Annotated in this window: 16 protein-coding genes, 1 tRNA gene and 1 other RNA gene; 1 reads left to right on the top strand and 17 read right to left on the bottom strand. The window is 56.1% G+C overall.

The window, feature by feature from the left end:
- Positions 1-9: 9 nt before the first annotated feature.
- The 4 genes from ilvB to VEI50_10245 form a co-directional block, all read right to left on the bottom strand.
- A complete protein-coding gene (gene ilvB / locus VEI50_10260; protein ID HXX75499.1) occupies positions 10-1,785 on the bottom strand; it encodes a biosynthetic-type acetolactate synthase large subunit in 1,776 nt (591 codons plus the stop codon).
- Between the two features lie 264 nt (positions 1,786-2,049).
- Positions 2,050-2,478: RNase P RNA component class A (rnpB, locus tag VEI50_10255), an RNA gene on the bottom strand.
- A 76-nt stretch (positions 2,479-2,554) separates the two neighbouring features.
- The gene (locus tag VEI50_10250) at positions 2,555-2,926 is read right to left on the bottom strand and encodes a PilZ domain-containing protein (GenBank protein ID HXX75498.1); all 372 of its coding nucleotides are present in this window, start codon (positions 2,924-2,926) and stop codon (positions 2,555-2,557) included.
- Between the two features lie 147 nt (positions 2,927-3,073).
- Positions 3,074-3,937 carry a M48 family metallopeptidase gene (locus tag VEI50_10245; protein HXX75497.1) on the bottom strand — a complete coding sequence of 288 codons (864 nt, stop codon included), beginning with the start codon at positions 3,935-3,937 and terminating at the stop codon, positions 3,074-3,076.
- Positions 3,938-4,051: 114 nt separating this feature from the next.
- Here VEI50_10245 and rnhC point away from each other — a divergent pair, with 114 nt between their 5' ends.
- On the top strand, positions 4,052-4,720 hold the full coding sequence (gene rnhC / locus VEI50_10240; GenBank protein ID HXX75496.1) for a ribonuclease HIII: 669 nt from the start codon (positions 4,052-4,054) through the stop codon (positions 4,718-4,720).
- Here rnhC and VEI50_10235 read toward each other — a convergent pair.
- From VEI50_10235 to hisG, 13 genes are all read right to left on the bottom strand, one after another.
- Positions 4,717-5,493 (bottom strand): C4-type zinc ribbon domain-containing protein, encoded by a 777-nt coding sequence (locus tag VEI50_10235; protein HXX75495.1) that lies wholly within the window; start codon positions 5,491-5,493, stop codon positions 4,717-4,719. The genes rnhC and VEI50_10235 overlap by 4 nt on opposite strands.
- Before the next feature lie 59 nt (positions 5,494-5,552).
- Positions 5,553-5,629: transfer RNA gene (locus tag VEI50_10230), tRNA-Ile, on the bottom strand.
- Between the two features lie 102 nt (positions 5,630-5,731).
- Entirely contained in the window at positions 5,732-7,540 is a 1,809-nt protein-coding gene (gene rpoD / locus VEI50_10225; protein HXX75494.1) for an RNA polymerase sigma factor RpoD, read from the bottom strand.
- A 2-nt stretch (positions 7,541-7,542) separates the two neighbouring features.
- Entirely contained in the window at positions 7,543-9,360 is a 1,818-nt protein-coding gene (dnaG, locus tag VEI50_10220; GenBank protein HXX75493.1) for a DNA primase, read from the bottom strand.
- Positions 9,361-9,541: 181 nt separating this feature from the next.
- On the bottom strand, positions 9,542-9,886 hold the full coding sequence (locus VEI50_10215; protein ID HXX75492.1) for a histidine triad nucleotide-binding protein: 345 nt from the start codon (positions 9,884-9,886) through the stop codon (positions 9,542-9,544).
- Entirely contained in the window at positions 9,883-10,536 is a 654-nt protein-coding gene (gene hisIE, locus VEI50_10210) for a bifunctional phosphoribosyl-AMP cyclohydrolase/phosphoribosyl-ATP diphosphatase HisIE (GenBank protein ID HXX75491.1), read from the bottom strand. Before hisIE ends, VEI50_10215 begins: the two co-directional genes overlap by 4 nt.
- Complete coding sequence (gene hisF, locus VEI50_10205) at positions 10,536-11,297, bottom strand: imidazole glycerol phosphate synthase subunit HisF (GenBank protein ID HXX75490.1); 762 nt, start codon at positions 11,295-11,297, stop codon at positions 10,536-10,538. Before hisF ends, hisIE begins: the two co-directional genes overlap by 1 nt.
- A 79-nt stretch (positions 11,298-11,376) precedes the next feature.
- Complete coding sequence (hisA, locus tag VEI50_10200) at positions 11,377-12,123, bottom strand: 1-(5-phosphoribosyl)-5-[(5-phosphoribosylamino)methylideneamino]imidazole-4-carboxamide isomerase (protein HXX75489.1); 747 nt, start codon at positions 12,121-12,123, stop codon at positions 11,377-11,379.
- A 21-nt stretch (positions 12,124-12,144) separates the two neighbouring features.
- A complete protein-coding gene (locus VEI50_10195) occupies positions 12,145-12,888 on the bottom strand; it encodes a hypothetical protein (protein HXX75488.1) in 744 nt (247 codons plus the stop codon).
- Positions 12,879-13,499, bottom strand: a complete 621-nt coding sequence (hisH, locus tag VEI50_10190; protein HXX75487.1) for an imidazole glycerol phosphate synthase subunit HisH — start codon at positions 13,497-13,499, stop codon at positions 12,879-12,881. The genes VEI50_10195 and hisH overlap by 10 nt, the downstream gene beginning before the upstream one ends.
- A 189-nt stretch (positions 13,500-13,688) precedes the next feature.
- Positions 13,689-14,297, bottom strand: coding sequence for an imidazoleglycerol-phosphate dehydratase HisB (gene hisB / locus VEI50_10185; protein ID HXX75486.1), 609 nt, complete (start codon positions 14,295-14,297; stop codon positions 13,689-13,691).
- Positions 14,294-15,583, bottom strand: a complete 1,290-nt coding sequence (hisD, locus tag VEI50_10180) for a histidinol dehydrogenase (protein HXX75485.1) — start codon at positions 15,581-15,583, stop codon at positions 14,294-14,296. Before hisD ends, hisB begins: the two co-directional genes overlap by 4 nt.
- On the bottom strand, positions 15,580-16,263 hold the full coding sequence (gene hisG, locus VEI50_10175) for an ATP phosphoribosyltransferase (protein HXX75484.1): 684 nt from the start codon (positions 16,261-16,263) through the stop codon (positions 15,580-15,582). Before hisG ends, hisD begins: the two co-directional genes overlap by 4 nt.
- Position 16,264: the final 1 nt, after the last annotated feature.

Below are 16,264 nucleotides of genomic sequence, written 5' to 3'. Positions count from 1 at the left end.
ACTCCCCTTCTAAGCCGTCAGGACGGTATCTTTGTCTTCCGGCAGAACTTTTCCTACCGCAGATTGTTTCTTTTTCAATTCGGGTGGATCTTCGAGAATCATCTCGTGGTTGCAGCCGCCGGCTGGAATCATTGGATAGCAGTTCTCATAGGGATAGGTCGGCACATCGACGATCACCGGTTTGTCGACGGCGATGGCTTCCTTCAACACGTTGTCGAGATCCCCAACTTTGTTTGCCCGGAGACCCACTGCACCGTATGCATCGGCCAGTTTCACGAAATCAGGCGTCGTATCCAGATAGCTCGAGGCATACCGTCCGTTGTAGAAAAGGTCCTGCCACTGACGCACCATGCCGTGGAATCGATTGTTGAGGATAATGACCTTCACCGGCAGCTTGTGGACGACCGCAGTCGCCATTTCTTGCATATTCATTTGAATACTGCCATCCCCGGCGACACAAAGCACGAGCCTGTTGCGGAACGCCGCCTGTGCACCCATAGCTGCGGGCAATCCAAAACCCATCGTCCCAAGCCCACCGGAGGTCAGCCAGCGATTCGGTTGTGCGAGCTTGAAATGTTGGGCGGCCCACATCTGGTGCTGGCCCACGTCCGTGGACACGATCGGGTCCCTATCCTTTGTCAACTCATACAATCGACGGACTACATGTTGCGGCTTTATCGGCCCATCTGTCTCCTGCTGATAGGTCAACGGATGCGCCTGCTGCCACTCTCGAATCTGGTCCCACCACGGCTTGCGAAGCTCTTTCTGCTCACCATTGACGGTCGCACGCAAAATCTGATTCAACTCTCTGAGCACCGCCTTGCAATCTCCCACAATCGGAATGTCCACGTGAATGTTCTTCCGAATGGATGTGGGATCAATATCTACGTGAATGATTTTGGCATAGGGACAGAATTCCGACACTTTACCCGTTACCCGGTCGTCAAACCGCGCCCCGATCGCGATGACGAGATCGGAGTAGTGCACGGCCATGTTGGCCTGATACGTTCCGTGCATCCCCATCATGCCCAGGGACAGCGGATGTTCGCCGGGAAACGCGCCTAACCCCATAAGTGTCATATCGACGGGGATCTGCGTCATTTCGGCAAGCTCAAGCAATTCCTGCGAGGCACCGGAAAATACCACGCCTCCGCCAACATACAAGATGGGCTTCTTGGCCTTCATGATAGCTTCGGCGGCTTGCTTGATTTGCCACTTATTTCCTTCGTACGTCGGATTGTAGCCACGGATCGAGACGGAGTTCGGGTAGTGATACTCTGTTTGGTTCTGGGCAACGTCCTTCGGAATATCGACCAGTACCGGTCCCGGGCGGCCGGTCGTCGCGATATAGAATGCTTCCTTAATTGTGGTCGCGAGGTCGCTCACGTCCTTCACGAGGAAATTATATTTGGTACAGGGACGGCTCAGTCCGACATTGTCCGCCTCCTGGAAAGCATCATTTCCAATGAGGTGAGTCGGTACCTGACCGCTAAAGCACACAAGCGGCACAGAATCCATATAGGCATCCGCCAGCGCCGTAATAACGTTGGTCATCCCGGGACCGGAAGTGACCAAGGCCACGCCAGCCTTGCCTGTCGCCTTGGCGTACCCTTCCGCCATGTGACCAGCTCCCTGTTCATGGCGGGTGAGTACAACTTCAATCTCCTTTTGCTGATGCAGCATGTCGAAAATCTTCAAGACGACACCACCCGGCAGCGCGAAGATGGTTTTCACCCCTTCCCGTTTCAGGCATTCGATGAAGATTTCAGCCCCTGTGAGCTTCATACCAGCCCTCCTCTCCCTCGCCATTTCTCCATAACCCGGCGGAGGGAATCGCTCGACATGCACGGCAAACAATACACAGACACCTCCCCCCAGATTTTTCAGAAGCATCTGAAAAATCAAGAAGAAAGATGTGCGATCCTATCACCACCCCTTGTACCCGTCAATAGGATGTCGGTTAAGCCGAGTTCCATCGCCTTCTTCCCCGCTCGCAATAATTCATTTGGAAGACTGACTAGGGATGGGCGGTAAACAAGTATAAAAGCGCGCTGGAGAGGATCTATAAGCCGGATTCTGTCCCGCCTGGATGTTGAGTCCCAGACGGAGGTGATCATTTCTCTGGGATTCGAGTTGCCTCGAACCTCGAGCGACCTACCCGAAGACCTCGGCCGGGCCAGCCGTTCCGCAGGATCGCGAACAATCGCGCGGGTGTCTTCCTATTTGGCCTTGCATCGGGCGACGCTTACCGTGCCGGTGATGTCGCCACCACCGCGGTGGGCTCTTACTCCACCGTTTCACCCTTACCTGATCCGCAGCGACTAGAAATGGGGTCCCATCGCCTTGGCCATCGGCGGTCTATTCTCTGTGGTGCCGGTGTCGGATCGCTCCGCCTGGGTGTTACCCAGCGCCCCGCCCCTGAAGTCCGGACTTTCCTCTCGCAGCGTTGCCGCCACGAGCGATCACCCGATCATCTTCAACGCGCAGGCTCAGTATAGGAGAGGTTCGAAGAGGTTGCAAGGGTAAGACGAGTACAGAACACTCAACTGAGGGCTTAATCTACTGAAGCCGCGAGCTTCGTTTTCGATTCATCCCACTTGTACCATACCCCTGCGAGCTGCTTCTGTTGCTTGACAAAACGTTTGAGCCGGGTTTGGTCTTCCTTGGAGGAGCGAATAAATTCCAGCCCCACCCGGTTTTTTTCAACCCAGCGCACGACGGCCAGGGGAACATTCAACGGGATCTGATGATCAGGTATGAAGACACGGAGGTGTACTGAATCCCCGCGCTTCATTGCCTTGTGCGCCCCCTCGAGTTGGCACCCAGAGAGCGAGACATTGCTGATCCGGCCTTTGCCGAGAGCCAGCTCTCCTACGTAGACCACAGCACACTCGAGCGGAACACGGGCCCCATATCGAGACGCCATTGGTACCTCCTAAGTGACAAGAGTCGCTTCGGAGAGAATCGCATACCTAACCACCGAGGCCAACCCTACGAAAGGCCGGACTCGCGCAGTACGAAAGGAGGTGCCGGCAGATGTCCGCTCAGGACCTAACGGCTTCGAACACCAAAGTTAGCGGGCCGATATGGCAGGGAGTTCAGCAGCTGGTACAGACTGCCGGGTTTGATAGATATCCATTGCTTCCGGCATCCATTTCTTCAGTTGGGCAATCCTCGTTTCATGGCCTGGATGGGTCGATAGGAACTCAGAAGGTCCCCCTCCGCGAGTCAGCTGTGCCATTCGTTCCCAAAGGTGGATAGACTCACGTGGGTCGTATCCCGCGTCCGCAGCGAGCAAAATCCCGATGTAATCAGCTTCGGATTCGTGAGCCCGACTGAACGGAAGCAACACCCCAACTTGAGCCCCCGCTCCCAACGCCGCCATCGCCCCCTGAGACAACAAAGGATTCATGTGACTGGCACCTGCAGCCGCCCCAACCACTTGAAGCGCCGCATTCGTAAGTTCACCTTGGCTCATCCTCTCAGCACCGTGACGCGCCAAGGCGTGAGTTACCTCGTGCCCTAAGACCGCGGCAAGTCCCGCTTCGGTTTTCGCGACCGGAAAGATACCGGTGTACACGGCAATTTTCCCGCCCGGAAGCGCAAACGCATTCATCGTCTTATCATCCTTGATCACGGTGACTTCCCACTGAAATTGCTTGGCCATCTCGGCGTATTTGGAACGTTTGGCCGCCTCGATGATACGGGCCGCCACTCTCTTAACCGGCTCGATCTCACGGGGATCTTGCGATAGGTGCACTTTGGGATCATTTTTTACCTGTTGGTAAGCCTGCGTACCGAGCTGCATCTCTTCAGGAACAGACGTCATGAGTAATTGAGACCGTCCGGTATAGGGATTGGTTTCGCAGCCGCTCAGAAGGAACAGCGGACTACTGCCCAGGACCAACAGGACAATGCGCGTTACCCATCTGATCATCGTTGAAACTCGCAGCTCAGCATTTGCTTATCAGCTTGATCAAAATTGACCGACCTTCGGTGCTCTGCTAGATTAGCGCGCCGCCAGAAGATTTTCTACCAGGGAAGCTTGGCTGTGGCCGAGAGCACTTCGCGCGCTTCGATCGAACGCATCGGCATCGACGAATCCGGCAAAGGAGATTATTTCGGTCCGCTGGTGATCGCGGCCGTCTTTGTCGACGCGACGACGCAAGGCGAACTTTCCCTCATGGAGGTGCGAGACAGCAAGAAGATTTCCGACGGCCGCATCCTCGAAATGGCACCGGACATTCGTACGATCTGTCCTCACAGCATCATCGCGATCGGCCCCCAACGATACAATGAACTCTACAGGAAGATTCTCAATTTGAATCGCCTGCTCGCATGGGGTCACGCCAAGGCGTTGGAAACTTTGCTGGAGCGCGTCTCGTGCGATCGCGCTATCGCCGATCAATTCGGTGATGAGCGATTGATTCTGAGTGCGTTGCAAGAGAAAGGTCGGAAGATCACGCTGGAGCAGCGACCCAAAGCGGAGGTTGATCTCGCCGTTGCAGCCGCCTCGATTCTCGCACGCGCGGAATTCCTAGTGAGATTGAAACGGCTCTCGACCGAGGTCGGGACTATCCTCCCCAAGGGGGCATCGCCAGCCGTTGAGCTCGCCGCCCGTATGATCGTGAAGAAGCACGGGCAAGACCGCTTGAGCACCGTCGCCAAGCTTCATTTCAAGACCACAAAGGCCGTGCTTGGGGCAGCAGCTCTTACCTAGACGGATTCGCCAACTTCGAGATCGGAAGGTTTGACCTGATCCTGCGGTGGCTTCTGCTCGGGCGACACATCGCCATCCCAATACAACATCCGATGGCAATAGGGACAGGCGTGGAGATCCTGGGAACGTTTCACTTCAGCAATCAGTTGCGGGGGAATCTGAAGCCGGCATCCTGAACAGATGCCGCCTTGCACCGAAGCCAGTGCCTGGTCTTTCCTGGCTGCTTTCAGTTTTGTGTATCGTTCGAGTAAGCTCTTATCTATATGGGCCGCGCGCTCCCGTTGTTGCGCCTCAAGTTCGGCCAGTTCTTGCATGAGTCTCTGATCGCGTTCCTCTAGTACCTGCTTTTCCTGCACGAAGGACTTCTCCGCAACATTGACCTTCTCTTGCGCTTCCTTCGAAACCCGCTGCAGTTGTTCGATTTTTTCCATGCAACCCAAGATCTTGTCTTCGATCTCAAACTTCTTCTTGTTCGCTAACTCCAATTCGAAAAGATGGGCTTGATACTCCTGGTTGGTCTTTAACTGCGACGCCCGCTCCTTCAATTTTTCAACACGATCTTCATGAGCTTCGAGATCCTTCTCATTACTCTTCCGCTCTTTTACCAGCGCGTCGATGGCGGACATCGTACCTTGCAACACCCGTCTTGCTTCCTGCAGCGGAGCCTCGACCGCATAGAGCCGTTGTGGGATTTGTCGACGTTCGTCTTTGATCTCCATGATGCGGAGGTCAAACTTTTGCAGCTCGATGAGGGGGGAAAGATTCGAGTTCAATGCACTCCTACATACGGAGGCCGCATAGACGGCCCGACTGCGCCGCGCACCGGCCTCGCTGGTGGGCCCACTAGGACTCGAACCTAGGACCAGCTGATTATGAGTCAGCCGCTCTAACCACCTGAGCTATGGGCCCCATCAGGAAGTCTGCGGTTGACCCATCGCGCCTGGCCCGCAGACACGAGCGGCTGATTGTAGGACGCTGCTGAAACGGAGTCAATTGACGCCGGCATCTGACCTACATGCTTTCGACGAAGCTGCGCAGCTTCTTGCTGCGGCTCGGATGGCGCAATTTGCGCAATGCTTTGGCTTCGATCTGACGGATGCGTTCGCGCGTCACTTCAAAGTCTTGACCGACCTCTTCGAGTGTATGATCCGTCGCCTCGCCGATACCAAACCGTTTCCGAAGCACCTTCTCTTCCCTTGGCGTCAACGTTTCCAACGCACTATTGATTTGCCGCTGCAAGTCATAGCGAATCGCCGCTTCCAACGGAGATATCGCCTTCTTGTCTTCGATGAAATCGCCCAGATGGCTGTCTTCCTCTTCACCGATCGGAGTTTCGAGCGAGATCGGCTCCCGCGCGATCTTCAGAATCTTCCGGACCTTATCGAGCGGCAAGTCCATTCGCTCCGCGATTTCCTCGGGGGTGGGTTCGCGTCCAAGCTTTTGCACGAGATGTCGTGAGGTCCTGATCAGTTTATTGATCGTCTCAATCATGTGGACTGGAATGCGGATCGTCCGGGCTTGATCGGCGATCGCTCGCGTAATGGCCTGACGGATCCACCAGGTAGCATAGGTGCTGAACTTGTATCCGCGTTTGTATTCGAATTTATCCACGGCCTTCATCAAGCCGATGTTTCCCTCTTGAATCAAATCCAAGAATTGTAGCCCGCGGTTCGTGTACTTCTTGGCAATACTGACGACAAGCCGAAGATTGGCCTCAACCAATTCGGCCTTTCCCCGTTTGACCTTTTCTTCCGCCACATCGAGATGTTTGACGGCATCTTTGATCTCATCGGCGGACACCAGCGCTTCTTCGGTTTCCAATTGCCTGATGCGGGCCTTGGCCGCCTGAAAGATTTTTTTGATGTCGGAGAGGGTGTCTTCTGAACAGCCCGACTTGCGCTTAACGGTGAGAAAACTCTTTCGATCGCGGCACAGCTTCCTGAGGGCCTCGGCGCCTGCTTCACCGCCGATTCCGAGCCGTCGCTGACAACTGCCGATCTCCCGCTCCGCCGTCCGAATCTGGACCGCCAAGTCTCGCACGCGCTGGACCATGCGATCCTTGAGCACGCCATGGAGGTTGACAGACTCCATCTTGTCGACGATCTGCTCGCGGATGGTGTCGATCTGCTTTTTGATTTTTTTCAGCTTTGTCGCATCGCCGTTGGCATGGCGAGATTTCTCATACAGTCCCTTGAGCGAGGTCGAGATTTTTCTGACGGAGTTCAACCCTTCGAGAGTCTTGAGGCGAAGTTCCTCGTAATCTTTCTCGACTTCCTCTTCTTCAAAATCTTCCTCGGTCTCCTGGATCGGCACAATCTCGCGCACGTCGATCTTGCCGTTCTTGAGTTGGTCGCGCAACGACAGTACAAACTCGATCGTCATCGGCATTCCATAGATGACAGAGGCGATATCTCGCTTGCCTTCTTCGATCCGCTTGGCAATCTCGATTTCCCCTTCACGACTCAGGAGCGCGACGCTGCCCATCTCCTTGAGATAGAGGCGAACTGGGTCATCGGTCCGGCTGAGCGCTCCCGGAGTCAGATCGATTTCTTTCTCGCCATCCTCTCCAGCATCCCCTTCATCGTCGTCACTCGCTTCCTCGCTGTCGCGGCTTTTCCGAGGCCGCTCCGCTCCGCCTGCCGGAGCGTCGACGATTTCGATGTCCATTTCGCCGAACATCGCCATGATGCTCCCGAACTGTTCGGAGGACACGACTTCCGCGGGTAACGTACTATTCAACTCGTCATAGGTCAGAAAGCCTTTTTCTTTCCCGATCGCGATCAGCTTCTTGACCTCGACGAGCAACTCTTGTTTCGGCATGACTACTCCTTTACCAGAGAGAGAGACCCGGCCGACGATTGACCGGATTTTTGCATTCGCAATTCGTTCACGCGGGCATTGAGCGATCGCGCATCTTCTGTACGGCCCTCACGTTCTGCTTCCTTCAGTTGCGCGATCAGCTCCCGCAGCACCGCCTCCGCCCGCTTACGGTCTAACGTATCCAGACACCCTTTCACATGAGCCCGCACATCGTCAAAGTGGTCCTCGCGCATGGAGAGTTCTGTGGCCACGGTTCCGCACTCCGGATGGTCGACGATCGAATCGAGCAAGTTTCGAAGACCGATCCGACCATCCCGATCAAGACAGGTCAGCGCGGCTTCAACGATGAGGCGACAAGCCGGTACCGAAAAGGCCTCCGGCCTGAGTCGTCGCACATCAGTTGGTGACAGCTGTCCCTGAAGCAAGAGAAACACGAGATCCCGTTCCTCAGCCGGCCCCTTGAACAACTGTGCAGAAGGGGCAGTCTCCCCTCGGCGAGTCGTTACTCGAGGTGCAGACTTCTGGATCAGGGCCGGATACCGCTCGATCAACCGCTGTTGATTGATCCCGAGTCGCTCCGCCACGAGCCGGATGCGTTCCTCTCGTTCGATTGGGTGCTCACTCTTTTGCAAAATTCGCAGGATTTCGTCCACGCTTCGGATCCGTTCCTCGAGCGTACTCGACTGCGCTGCCTTCAAACTCTGCTCCAACGCAAAATCCAAGAGACTCGGAGCTTGTGCTTCCAATCGCACAAACGCATCCGGCCCTTCGTGTCGCACATAGGTATCGGGGTCTTCGCCTTCCGGAAGCGTAACGACCGTCACTCCCATCCCGCTGTTGACGAACAGATCCAATCCCCGTAACGCCGCCCGGACCCCGGCTTGATCGGGATCGAACAGCAGCACAACTTTCGAAGCAAATCGCCGCAATACCTGAATATGCTCGGGGGTTAGGGCAGTTCCCAATGTGGCCACCGTATGCGTGAGGCCTGCTTGATGCAACGCGATGGCGTCAAAGTAGCCTTCAACGACGATCACGGTCTTCAAACGGGCAACGGCTTCACGGGCCACATCGAGCGCGAAGAGAGTCTGGCCCTTCCTAAACAGCGGCGTATCAGGAGAGTTCAAATATTTTGGCGTACCTTCGCCGAGAATGCGCCCTCCGAACCCCACTACGCGCTTACGGAGGTCGACGATCGGAAACATCACACGACCGCGAAACCGATCATAAAACCCGGACGCATGCTCTCGCGCCACAGTCAATCCAGCTGCTGCCAACTCGCTCGCTGAAAACCCTTGTTTCGCGAGTGCTGTGCTCAAGCCATCCCAGTCAGGTGGTACGTAGCCAATTCCAAACCGTTCGATGATCGCCGCCTCAATGCCTCGACTGGCTAAATACGCGCGGGCCGGCGCTCCAGTGGTTTGGTCGCGAAGATTGCCCTGAAACCACGAAGCAGTCGCTTGATTGAGTCGCTCGATTCGACCTGACGGTGCTGCTTGAGAACCTGCACCGCCCGCACTCTCCTTGACTTCGACGCCAACCTTTTCCGCTAGCTCGCGCACCGTGTCAGGAAAACTTGCTCCTGTAATGCGCATTAAAAAACTAAACACGTTGCCGCCAGCACCACAGCCGAAGCAGTGAAAGATTTGGCGCGAGGAACTGACCGTGAAAGAGGGAGTTTTTTCCTGATGGAAGGGACACAGTCCCTTCAAATTTTGACCGGCCCTTGTCAGATTGACGTGCTGCCCAACGACCTCAGCAATGTCGATCCGATCCCGGATTTGATTGATCACGTCTTCGGAAATCAGTCCTCGACCCACGGGAGTCGCAGCTCCTCATTCCCCCTCGAACCAGACCAGGGGTTTGAAACGTATCTTCTCGAAAAAATTGATCGGTCAGGTTATCAGACGGGCAAGAATTCTGTCAAACCTGGTAGAACTTGAGGCCATGTCTCGGCACATGGGCATGGGGAAGGTAAAACGAGGCTTTTTTGACGTCTCCCTACCCAGGCGGCCAGGCCATATGTCGGCCGCCCAAGATGTGGAAGTGCAGGTGAAAAACTGACTGTCCCCCATCCCGCCCAGTGTTAGTCACCAACCGGTATCCGTTCTCGGCCAGTCCCTTGAGTTTGGCGATCTTTGTACAGGCCAGCACCAGTCGCCCCAACAATCCTTGATCTTGTTCCTCCAATTCCTGCACCGACACCACGTGTCGCTTGGGAATGACCAGCGAGTGGACCGGGGCCTGAGGGTGCAGATCGTCGAATGCCACGACCTGGTCGTCTTCATAGATCAGCTTCGACGGGATCGACTTGTTGGCAATCTTACAAAAGATGCAGTCGCTCATGAACCGGCCCCTTTCCGCAAACCTGGCTTACCGAACCGAGTCGCCAATTCTTGATAGACCTCTTGAAGCGTAATGTCATGATAGCCGAGGGCAATTAAGGTGTGGAAGAGCAGATCCGCCGTCTCATAGATGATCTCATCTTTCTTCCCGCCCTTCCCCGCCAGAACCACTTCGCCAGCTTCTTCCACGACTTTCTTCAGTACCCGATCGACGCCTCCGTCCAAGAGCCTGGAGGTATAGGAGTCGTTGGATGGTTGTCGCTTACGATCCTGGATCGTCTGATAAAGCCGCTCGAGAATGCCGCCCCAAGCCTCGGAAGTTTTCACACCCGGCTGATCAATGCGGGAGAAGAAGCAGGTTTTCTCACCGGTATGGCAGGTCGGACCGGTCGGCTCGGCCTTTACCAACAGAGCATCACCGTCGCAATCCACGAAAAGATCCTTGACTACGAGCTTGTGGCCGGATGTTTCCCCCTTCTCCCAGAGTGTCTCACGGGATCGGCTCCAGAAATGCACGGATTTGGTCGTGACTGTTTTGTGCAGCGCCTCCTTGTTCATGAAGGCCACCATTAGCACTGTGCCGTCGCGCCAATCCTGCACCACGGCTGGAATCAAACCCTGAGCATCAAACTTCAGCTGAGTAAGATCCATTATCGAACCGCGACTCCTTTTGCACGGAGATACGCTTTGGCTTCGGGAATCGTATGGGTCCGGTAGTGGAATATCGATGCGGCCAACACCGCATCTGCCTTCCCGGTCACGAAGCCATCGTACAGATGATCTAATGTGCCGACACCGCCCGAGGCGATCACCGGAATCGAAACCGTTTCTGACACGGCGGCCGTCAAAGCCAAGTCATAGCCGGTTTGCTGCCCGTCCTGATCCATGCTGGTCAACAAAATCTCACCGGCGCCGTACTGCTCCATCTTCTTTGCCCACTCCACAACGTCGATTCCAGTCGGTTTTCGGCCTCCGTGCGTGAAGACCTCCCAACCTTCAGCCGGAGAAGCACGGCGCTTTGCGTCGATGGCTACAACAATGCACTGCGTCCCGAACCGTTCCGCCGCTTCCTTGACGAATTCCGGCCGTTCGACCGCTGCGGTGTTGATACTCACTTTGTCGGCTCCAGCATTGAGCAAGGCACGGATGTCTTCAAGCGTGCGCACTCCTCCGCCAACCGTTAATGGCATGAATACCCGCTCGGCGGTCCGTTCCACCACGTCGATGATCGTCTTCCGGTTTTCATGAGAGGCCGTAATGTCGAGGAAGCAGAGTTCGTCCGCTCCTTCGCGATCATAGACCGTCGCCACCTCGACCGGATCGCCCGCATCGCGCAGGTTCACGAAGCTCACACCCTTAACGACGCGGCCACCCGTCACATCGAGGCAAGGAATAATGCGTTTGGTCAGCATACTCGCACACTACGCTCGCTCATAGCACGGGATAAGGGGCTAGCGTTAGTCTCTCCTCCGTCGAATCAATTCCTGCTGATCACCTCTCGCCTCTCGCCTCAAACCCCTCGTCTACTGATGCCGCGGCAGTTGCATAATCGAGGTTGCCATCGTAAAGAGCCTTCCCCACGATCGCCCCTTCGACTCGAGGCCCAAGCGACCGAATCGCGCGCAGGTCTTCTAGACGCGTAATGCCACCCGACGCAATGACGGGGAAAGACGAACGCTCAACGACTTCACGCAGCGCCTGGATGTTCGGCCCGCCCAGCATGCCGTCACGGGCAATATCGGTATAGATGACCGCGCCCAACTCGTAGTCCGACAATTCTTTCAACAGGTCAATCGCCTTGGTTTCAGATACCGATGTCCAACCCCTGACAGCCACTTTCCCGTCACGGGCATCGAGCCCGAGCAGAATGCGGCGAGGGAACTCCTTGCACGCTCGTTCCAAGAATATCCGATCCGTCAAGGCGGCGGTGCCCAGCACCACACGGGAAATTCCCGTAGCGAGGTACCGGCGTACCGTATCGATATGCCTGATACCCCCACCCACTTGCACCTTCACACTCACGGTTTCGACGATCGACTGAATCTCTGGAAGATTGCGCGGTTCGCCATCTACGGCCCCGTTCAGGTCGACGACATGGATCAACCTTGCCCCCTGCTCTTGCCAGCGGCGGGCCACAGCAGGCACATCGCTGGAATAGACCGTCTCCGCCGCCATATCGCCTTGACGGAGCCGCACACAACGTCCATCTTTTAAATCAATCGCCGGAATAACGATCATCCGAGAACCAGTTTCGACAGGCTACTTGCTGGGGGAACCGAACGGGAATTCCTTCAAGACCTCGTCGACACCATATTGAGCAAGCTCCTCTGCCGTGACGAAGGCACCCCACCGCTGGAGAAAACCCAACATATCCTCGGTCATGGGCCGCTGACGCTCGTAATAATTGCCGATCCAGAGGACCGTCTCGTCGGGCGCGACGACTTTCACTTCAAATCCCACAGCGGCTGGAGGATCGGCTCCTAGCCTGCTGCCTACGCGTTCTTGGAACACGAGCACACGGCCGACCAACGCCGCATCCGTTTTGAGTTGTGCCGCGATAGCGGCCCCGACCGCCTCCGACGTCGTCTTGGTCAGATCCGCGTTAGCTGAAGATGCCTTCACCGACTCGCTCGGAAGCGAGACCGTGACGCCTTCTTTTATACGCAACCTCGTCCAAAAAAGTTGCGTGATCTTCTCGGCCGCATAGGCCGGCACAGTAACCGTTTGCCGCGTCGGCGGCTCTGCGCTCGACGGCACCGCCACGGATATATCGGATCGACGTACGCTCTGCGGCGTCGCAAAGAACGGATCGCCGAGCTCCCGTACTTGCGGCGTGTTCAATGTCGTGAAGGGCACCAGCGCCAATGTCCGAACCGGATACCGAGTCAATTCTGATGACGACTTCGTCGTGACTTTTTGGCCGCTGCACCCGATAGCTGCGAACACAGCCAGTCCGACCGCTGCTGTCGACCACCGTCTCCGGCTCACCAGACTCACTTCCATGCCCCAAAGTTCTTAATAAGCTGCAACCCGACCGTTTGACTCTTTTCCGGATGAAACTGGCAACCCACCACATTGTCCCGCCAGATGCTCGATACAAACGGAATACCGTAGGTCGTTGTGGTCGCAGCGATCTGCCGATCACTGGGATCTACGAAATAAGAATGTACGAAATACCAATTGGCGCCATCCGCAATTCCGCTGAACAACGGACAGGCCCGCTGGAAATGGGCCTGGTTCCAGCCCATATGCGGGATTTTTAGACGCCTGCCTTCATGCTTGTCGACCATAAACCGTCTCACCCTTCCAGGAACGATGCCGAGCCCCTTGTGGAGCCCGAATTCTTCGCTTTCCGTAAACAGCAATTGCAGTCCGAGGCAGATTCCCAGAAAGGGTTTCCCTGATTGAATGGTCGACCTGATCGGCTCGATCAAGCGGTATCGCTCTAGATTTGCCATGCAGTCGCCAAAGGCGCCGACCCCGGGCAAGACAACGTGACTGGCGTTCTTGATCGTCGTTACGTCACGCGTCACGACCGCTTGATGTCCAACAGCTTCAAACGCCTTATGGACACTTCGCAAGTTGCCCATCCCGTAGTCGATGATCGCAATCATAGCCCTTCGTGGAGGCGAGGGGTTCGAGGCCTAAGGGGCTAGAGGAAGCCTCTTGCCTGACCCGACGGCACTAACAATACCGCAACCTGCGGCGTCCTGCTACTCCCATCCGTCCAAACAAAAAGAGGGACAGGTTGCTCCTGGAGCCTGTCCCTCTTGCCCTTCCGGCCCTCTCAACTCTGAGGTCGCTTACAATATTCCCTTTGTGGACAATACTTTCCCCGCCAACCGCTCCTCCAGCATCGTTGCTTGATCGAGTGCCTTGGCTAGCGCCTTGAAAATCGCCTCCATGATGTGGTGCGGGTTACGGCCATATAGAAGGTTCACGTGCAGATTCAGCCCGCCGTGTGTGACGAAGGCTTGGAAAAAATCTTCGAAGAGCCCGAGGTCGAACGCCTTGATCTTCCGATCCGTTAGTTTCACGTTATACACGAGATAGGGACGCCCGCTGAGATCGACCGTCACTTGCGCCAGCGTTTCATCGAGCGGCGCCGAGGCAAACCCGAATCGCTTGATCCCCGCCTTCTCGCCCAAGGCCTGATGCAGGGCTTGGCCCATGACAATGCCGACATCTTCGACCGTGTGGTGTTCATCGATATCGATATCACCTTTAGCGAGAACAGTCAGGTCGAAAAACCCATGTTTCGCCAGTAGCTCCAGCATGTGATCGAAGAAGCGGATCGACGTGTTAATTTTCCCCTGCCCGCTGCCGTCTAATGTCCATTCGACGCGAATGTCTGTCTCCTTGGTCGCGCGCTGGACCGACGCTTGCCTGGGAGCTGCTCCGTTTTTTTTCATGAGAACCTGCTTTGGGCCGACTTTGCATGGGCGTCGAACCCTTCAATGTGCGCGAGGCGAATGAGATGGTCTTTCACCTTACTCAGCTCCTCTTTCGTGCAATGCACAATGTTGCTAATCTTCGTATAGTCATGGACGGACAAGGCCGAGAAGAAGCGGGCCGTGCCGCCTGTCGGCAAGACGTGATTTGGGCCGGCCACGTAATCTGCCAGCGACGGCGGGGTATACCGACCGAGGAAGAACGCGCCTCCATGCCGGATTTTCTCCAGATAATCGAAAGGCTCATCCACCGAAAGCGTCACATGCTCTGCCGCGATCTCGTTGGCTAGATCGATCGCCTCGTCCATCGTGGTGACAACAAACGTCACCGCATGTCGCGAGATCGATTTCGCCGCAATCTTTTCGCGCTGCAACCCCTTCAACTGATCGCCAATCTCCTGGGCCACATCTTTCGCCAACTGACGGGATGTCGTGACTAAATACACCTGTGCGTCTTCATCGTGCTCCGCCTCGCAGAGGAGATCGGCCGCTACATGCTCCGGCTTTGCGTTGTCGTCTGCAACGATGAGCAACTCGCTCGGGCCCGCTACCATATCGATCCCCACGGTCCCGTAAAGCATGCGCTTTGCCGTCGCTACGTAGATGTTGCCAGGCCCGATAATCTTATCGACCCTGGCGATTGTGGCCGTTCCGAAAGCCAACGCGCCGATCGCTTGCACCCCTCCCACGCGGTAAATTTCCGTCACACCGGCGAGATCCGCCGCCACCAACAGATAAGGGTTGATTCCATCTTTCTGTGGAGGCGTGCACATGACGATGCGCGGCACGCCGGCGACTCTCGCGGGTATGGCGCACATCAGTACTGAGGAAGGGTACACCGCCTTACCACCAGGCACATACACCCCGACGGAATCAATCGGTGTGACGAGTTGTCCCAACGTAGCTCCATGGTCTTGATACATCCAGGTTTTCATGCGTTGGCGCTCGTGGAACGCTGCGATGCGCTGCGCGGCAAATCGCAAGGCATCCCCTTCATCTTTGCGAATGCGATAATAGGCTTCTTTGATTTCTTCCGCAGTCACTCGGACAGCCGCCGGCTTCAACGTTACGCGATCGAACTGCTTGGTGTAGCGGAAGACTGCGCGGTCCCCTCCCCGTTCCACTGCCTGGAGAATCGTCTTGACGGACTTTTCCACTGCCGCGCCCTGAACCCGTGCGCGGCCTGCGACCTTCTTGACCGTCGTGGTAAACGCGCGGTCGCTTGACGATACGATCTTCATGCTCATTTGCGAGCTCGTTTTGCGGTCCGGCTCGACCTTCGTGGAGCGGTACCCTTCTTGACTGCTGCCACTGTCCGCAATTTTCGGATCAGCTCCGTCACCGCTGCATGTTTCAGTTTGAGGCTGGCCCGATTCACGATCAATCTGGCCGTGGAGCGGGCAATGAGTTCGACTTCGACGAGATCGTGTGCTTGTAAGGTGCTCCCCGTTTCGACGAGGTCAACGACCCGGTCGGCTAAACCGACGATCGGTGCGAGCTCGATCGATCCATAGAGCTTGATGAGTTCGACCGGCACGCCGTGCTGATTGAAATACTGTTCCGTGATGTTCGGGTACTTCGTGGCCACCCGAATCTTCGACGACAATCGATTGCGCGACCCCTGCCCCCGAAGCGCAGCGACGGCAATTCTACACGCTCCGAACCCTAAATCCAATGGCTCGTAGACATCGCTATCCTGCTCCAGGAGCACATCCTTTCCGCAGATTCCGACATCCGCAGCCCCATATTCGACGTAGGTCGGCACATCGGTCGGCCTCACGATAAGAAAGGTGATCCCGATCTCAGGGCAGGGGAAAACCAGCTTCCGGCTGTCCGTCGTCACACTCGTAGACGCATATCCGGCCAGGCGGAATACCTCCAGCGTGGGATCGAGGAGCTTGCCTTTGGATAACGCGATCGTCAGCATG

It is taken from the genome of Nitrospiraceae bacterium, assembly GCA_035623075.1.
Classification (GTDB): Bacteria; Nitrospirota; Nitrospiria; order Nitrospirales; family Nitrospiraceae; genus DASPUC01.
The sequence above is the reverse complement of the archived record's forward strand: the minus strand, read 5'-3'. Positions and strand labels throughout refer to the sequence as shown.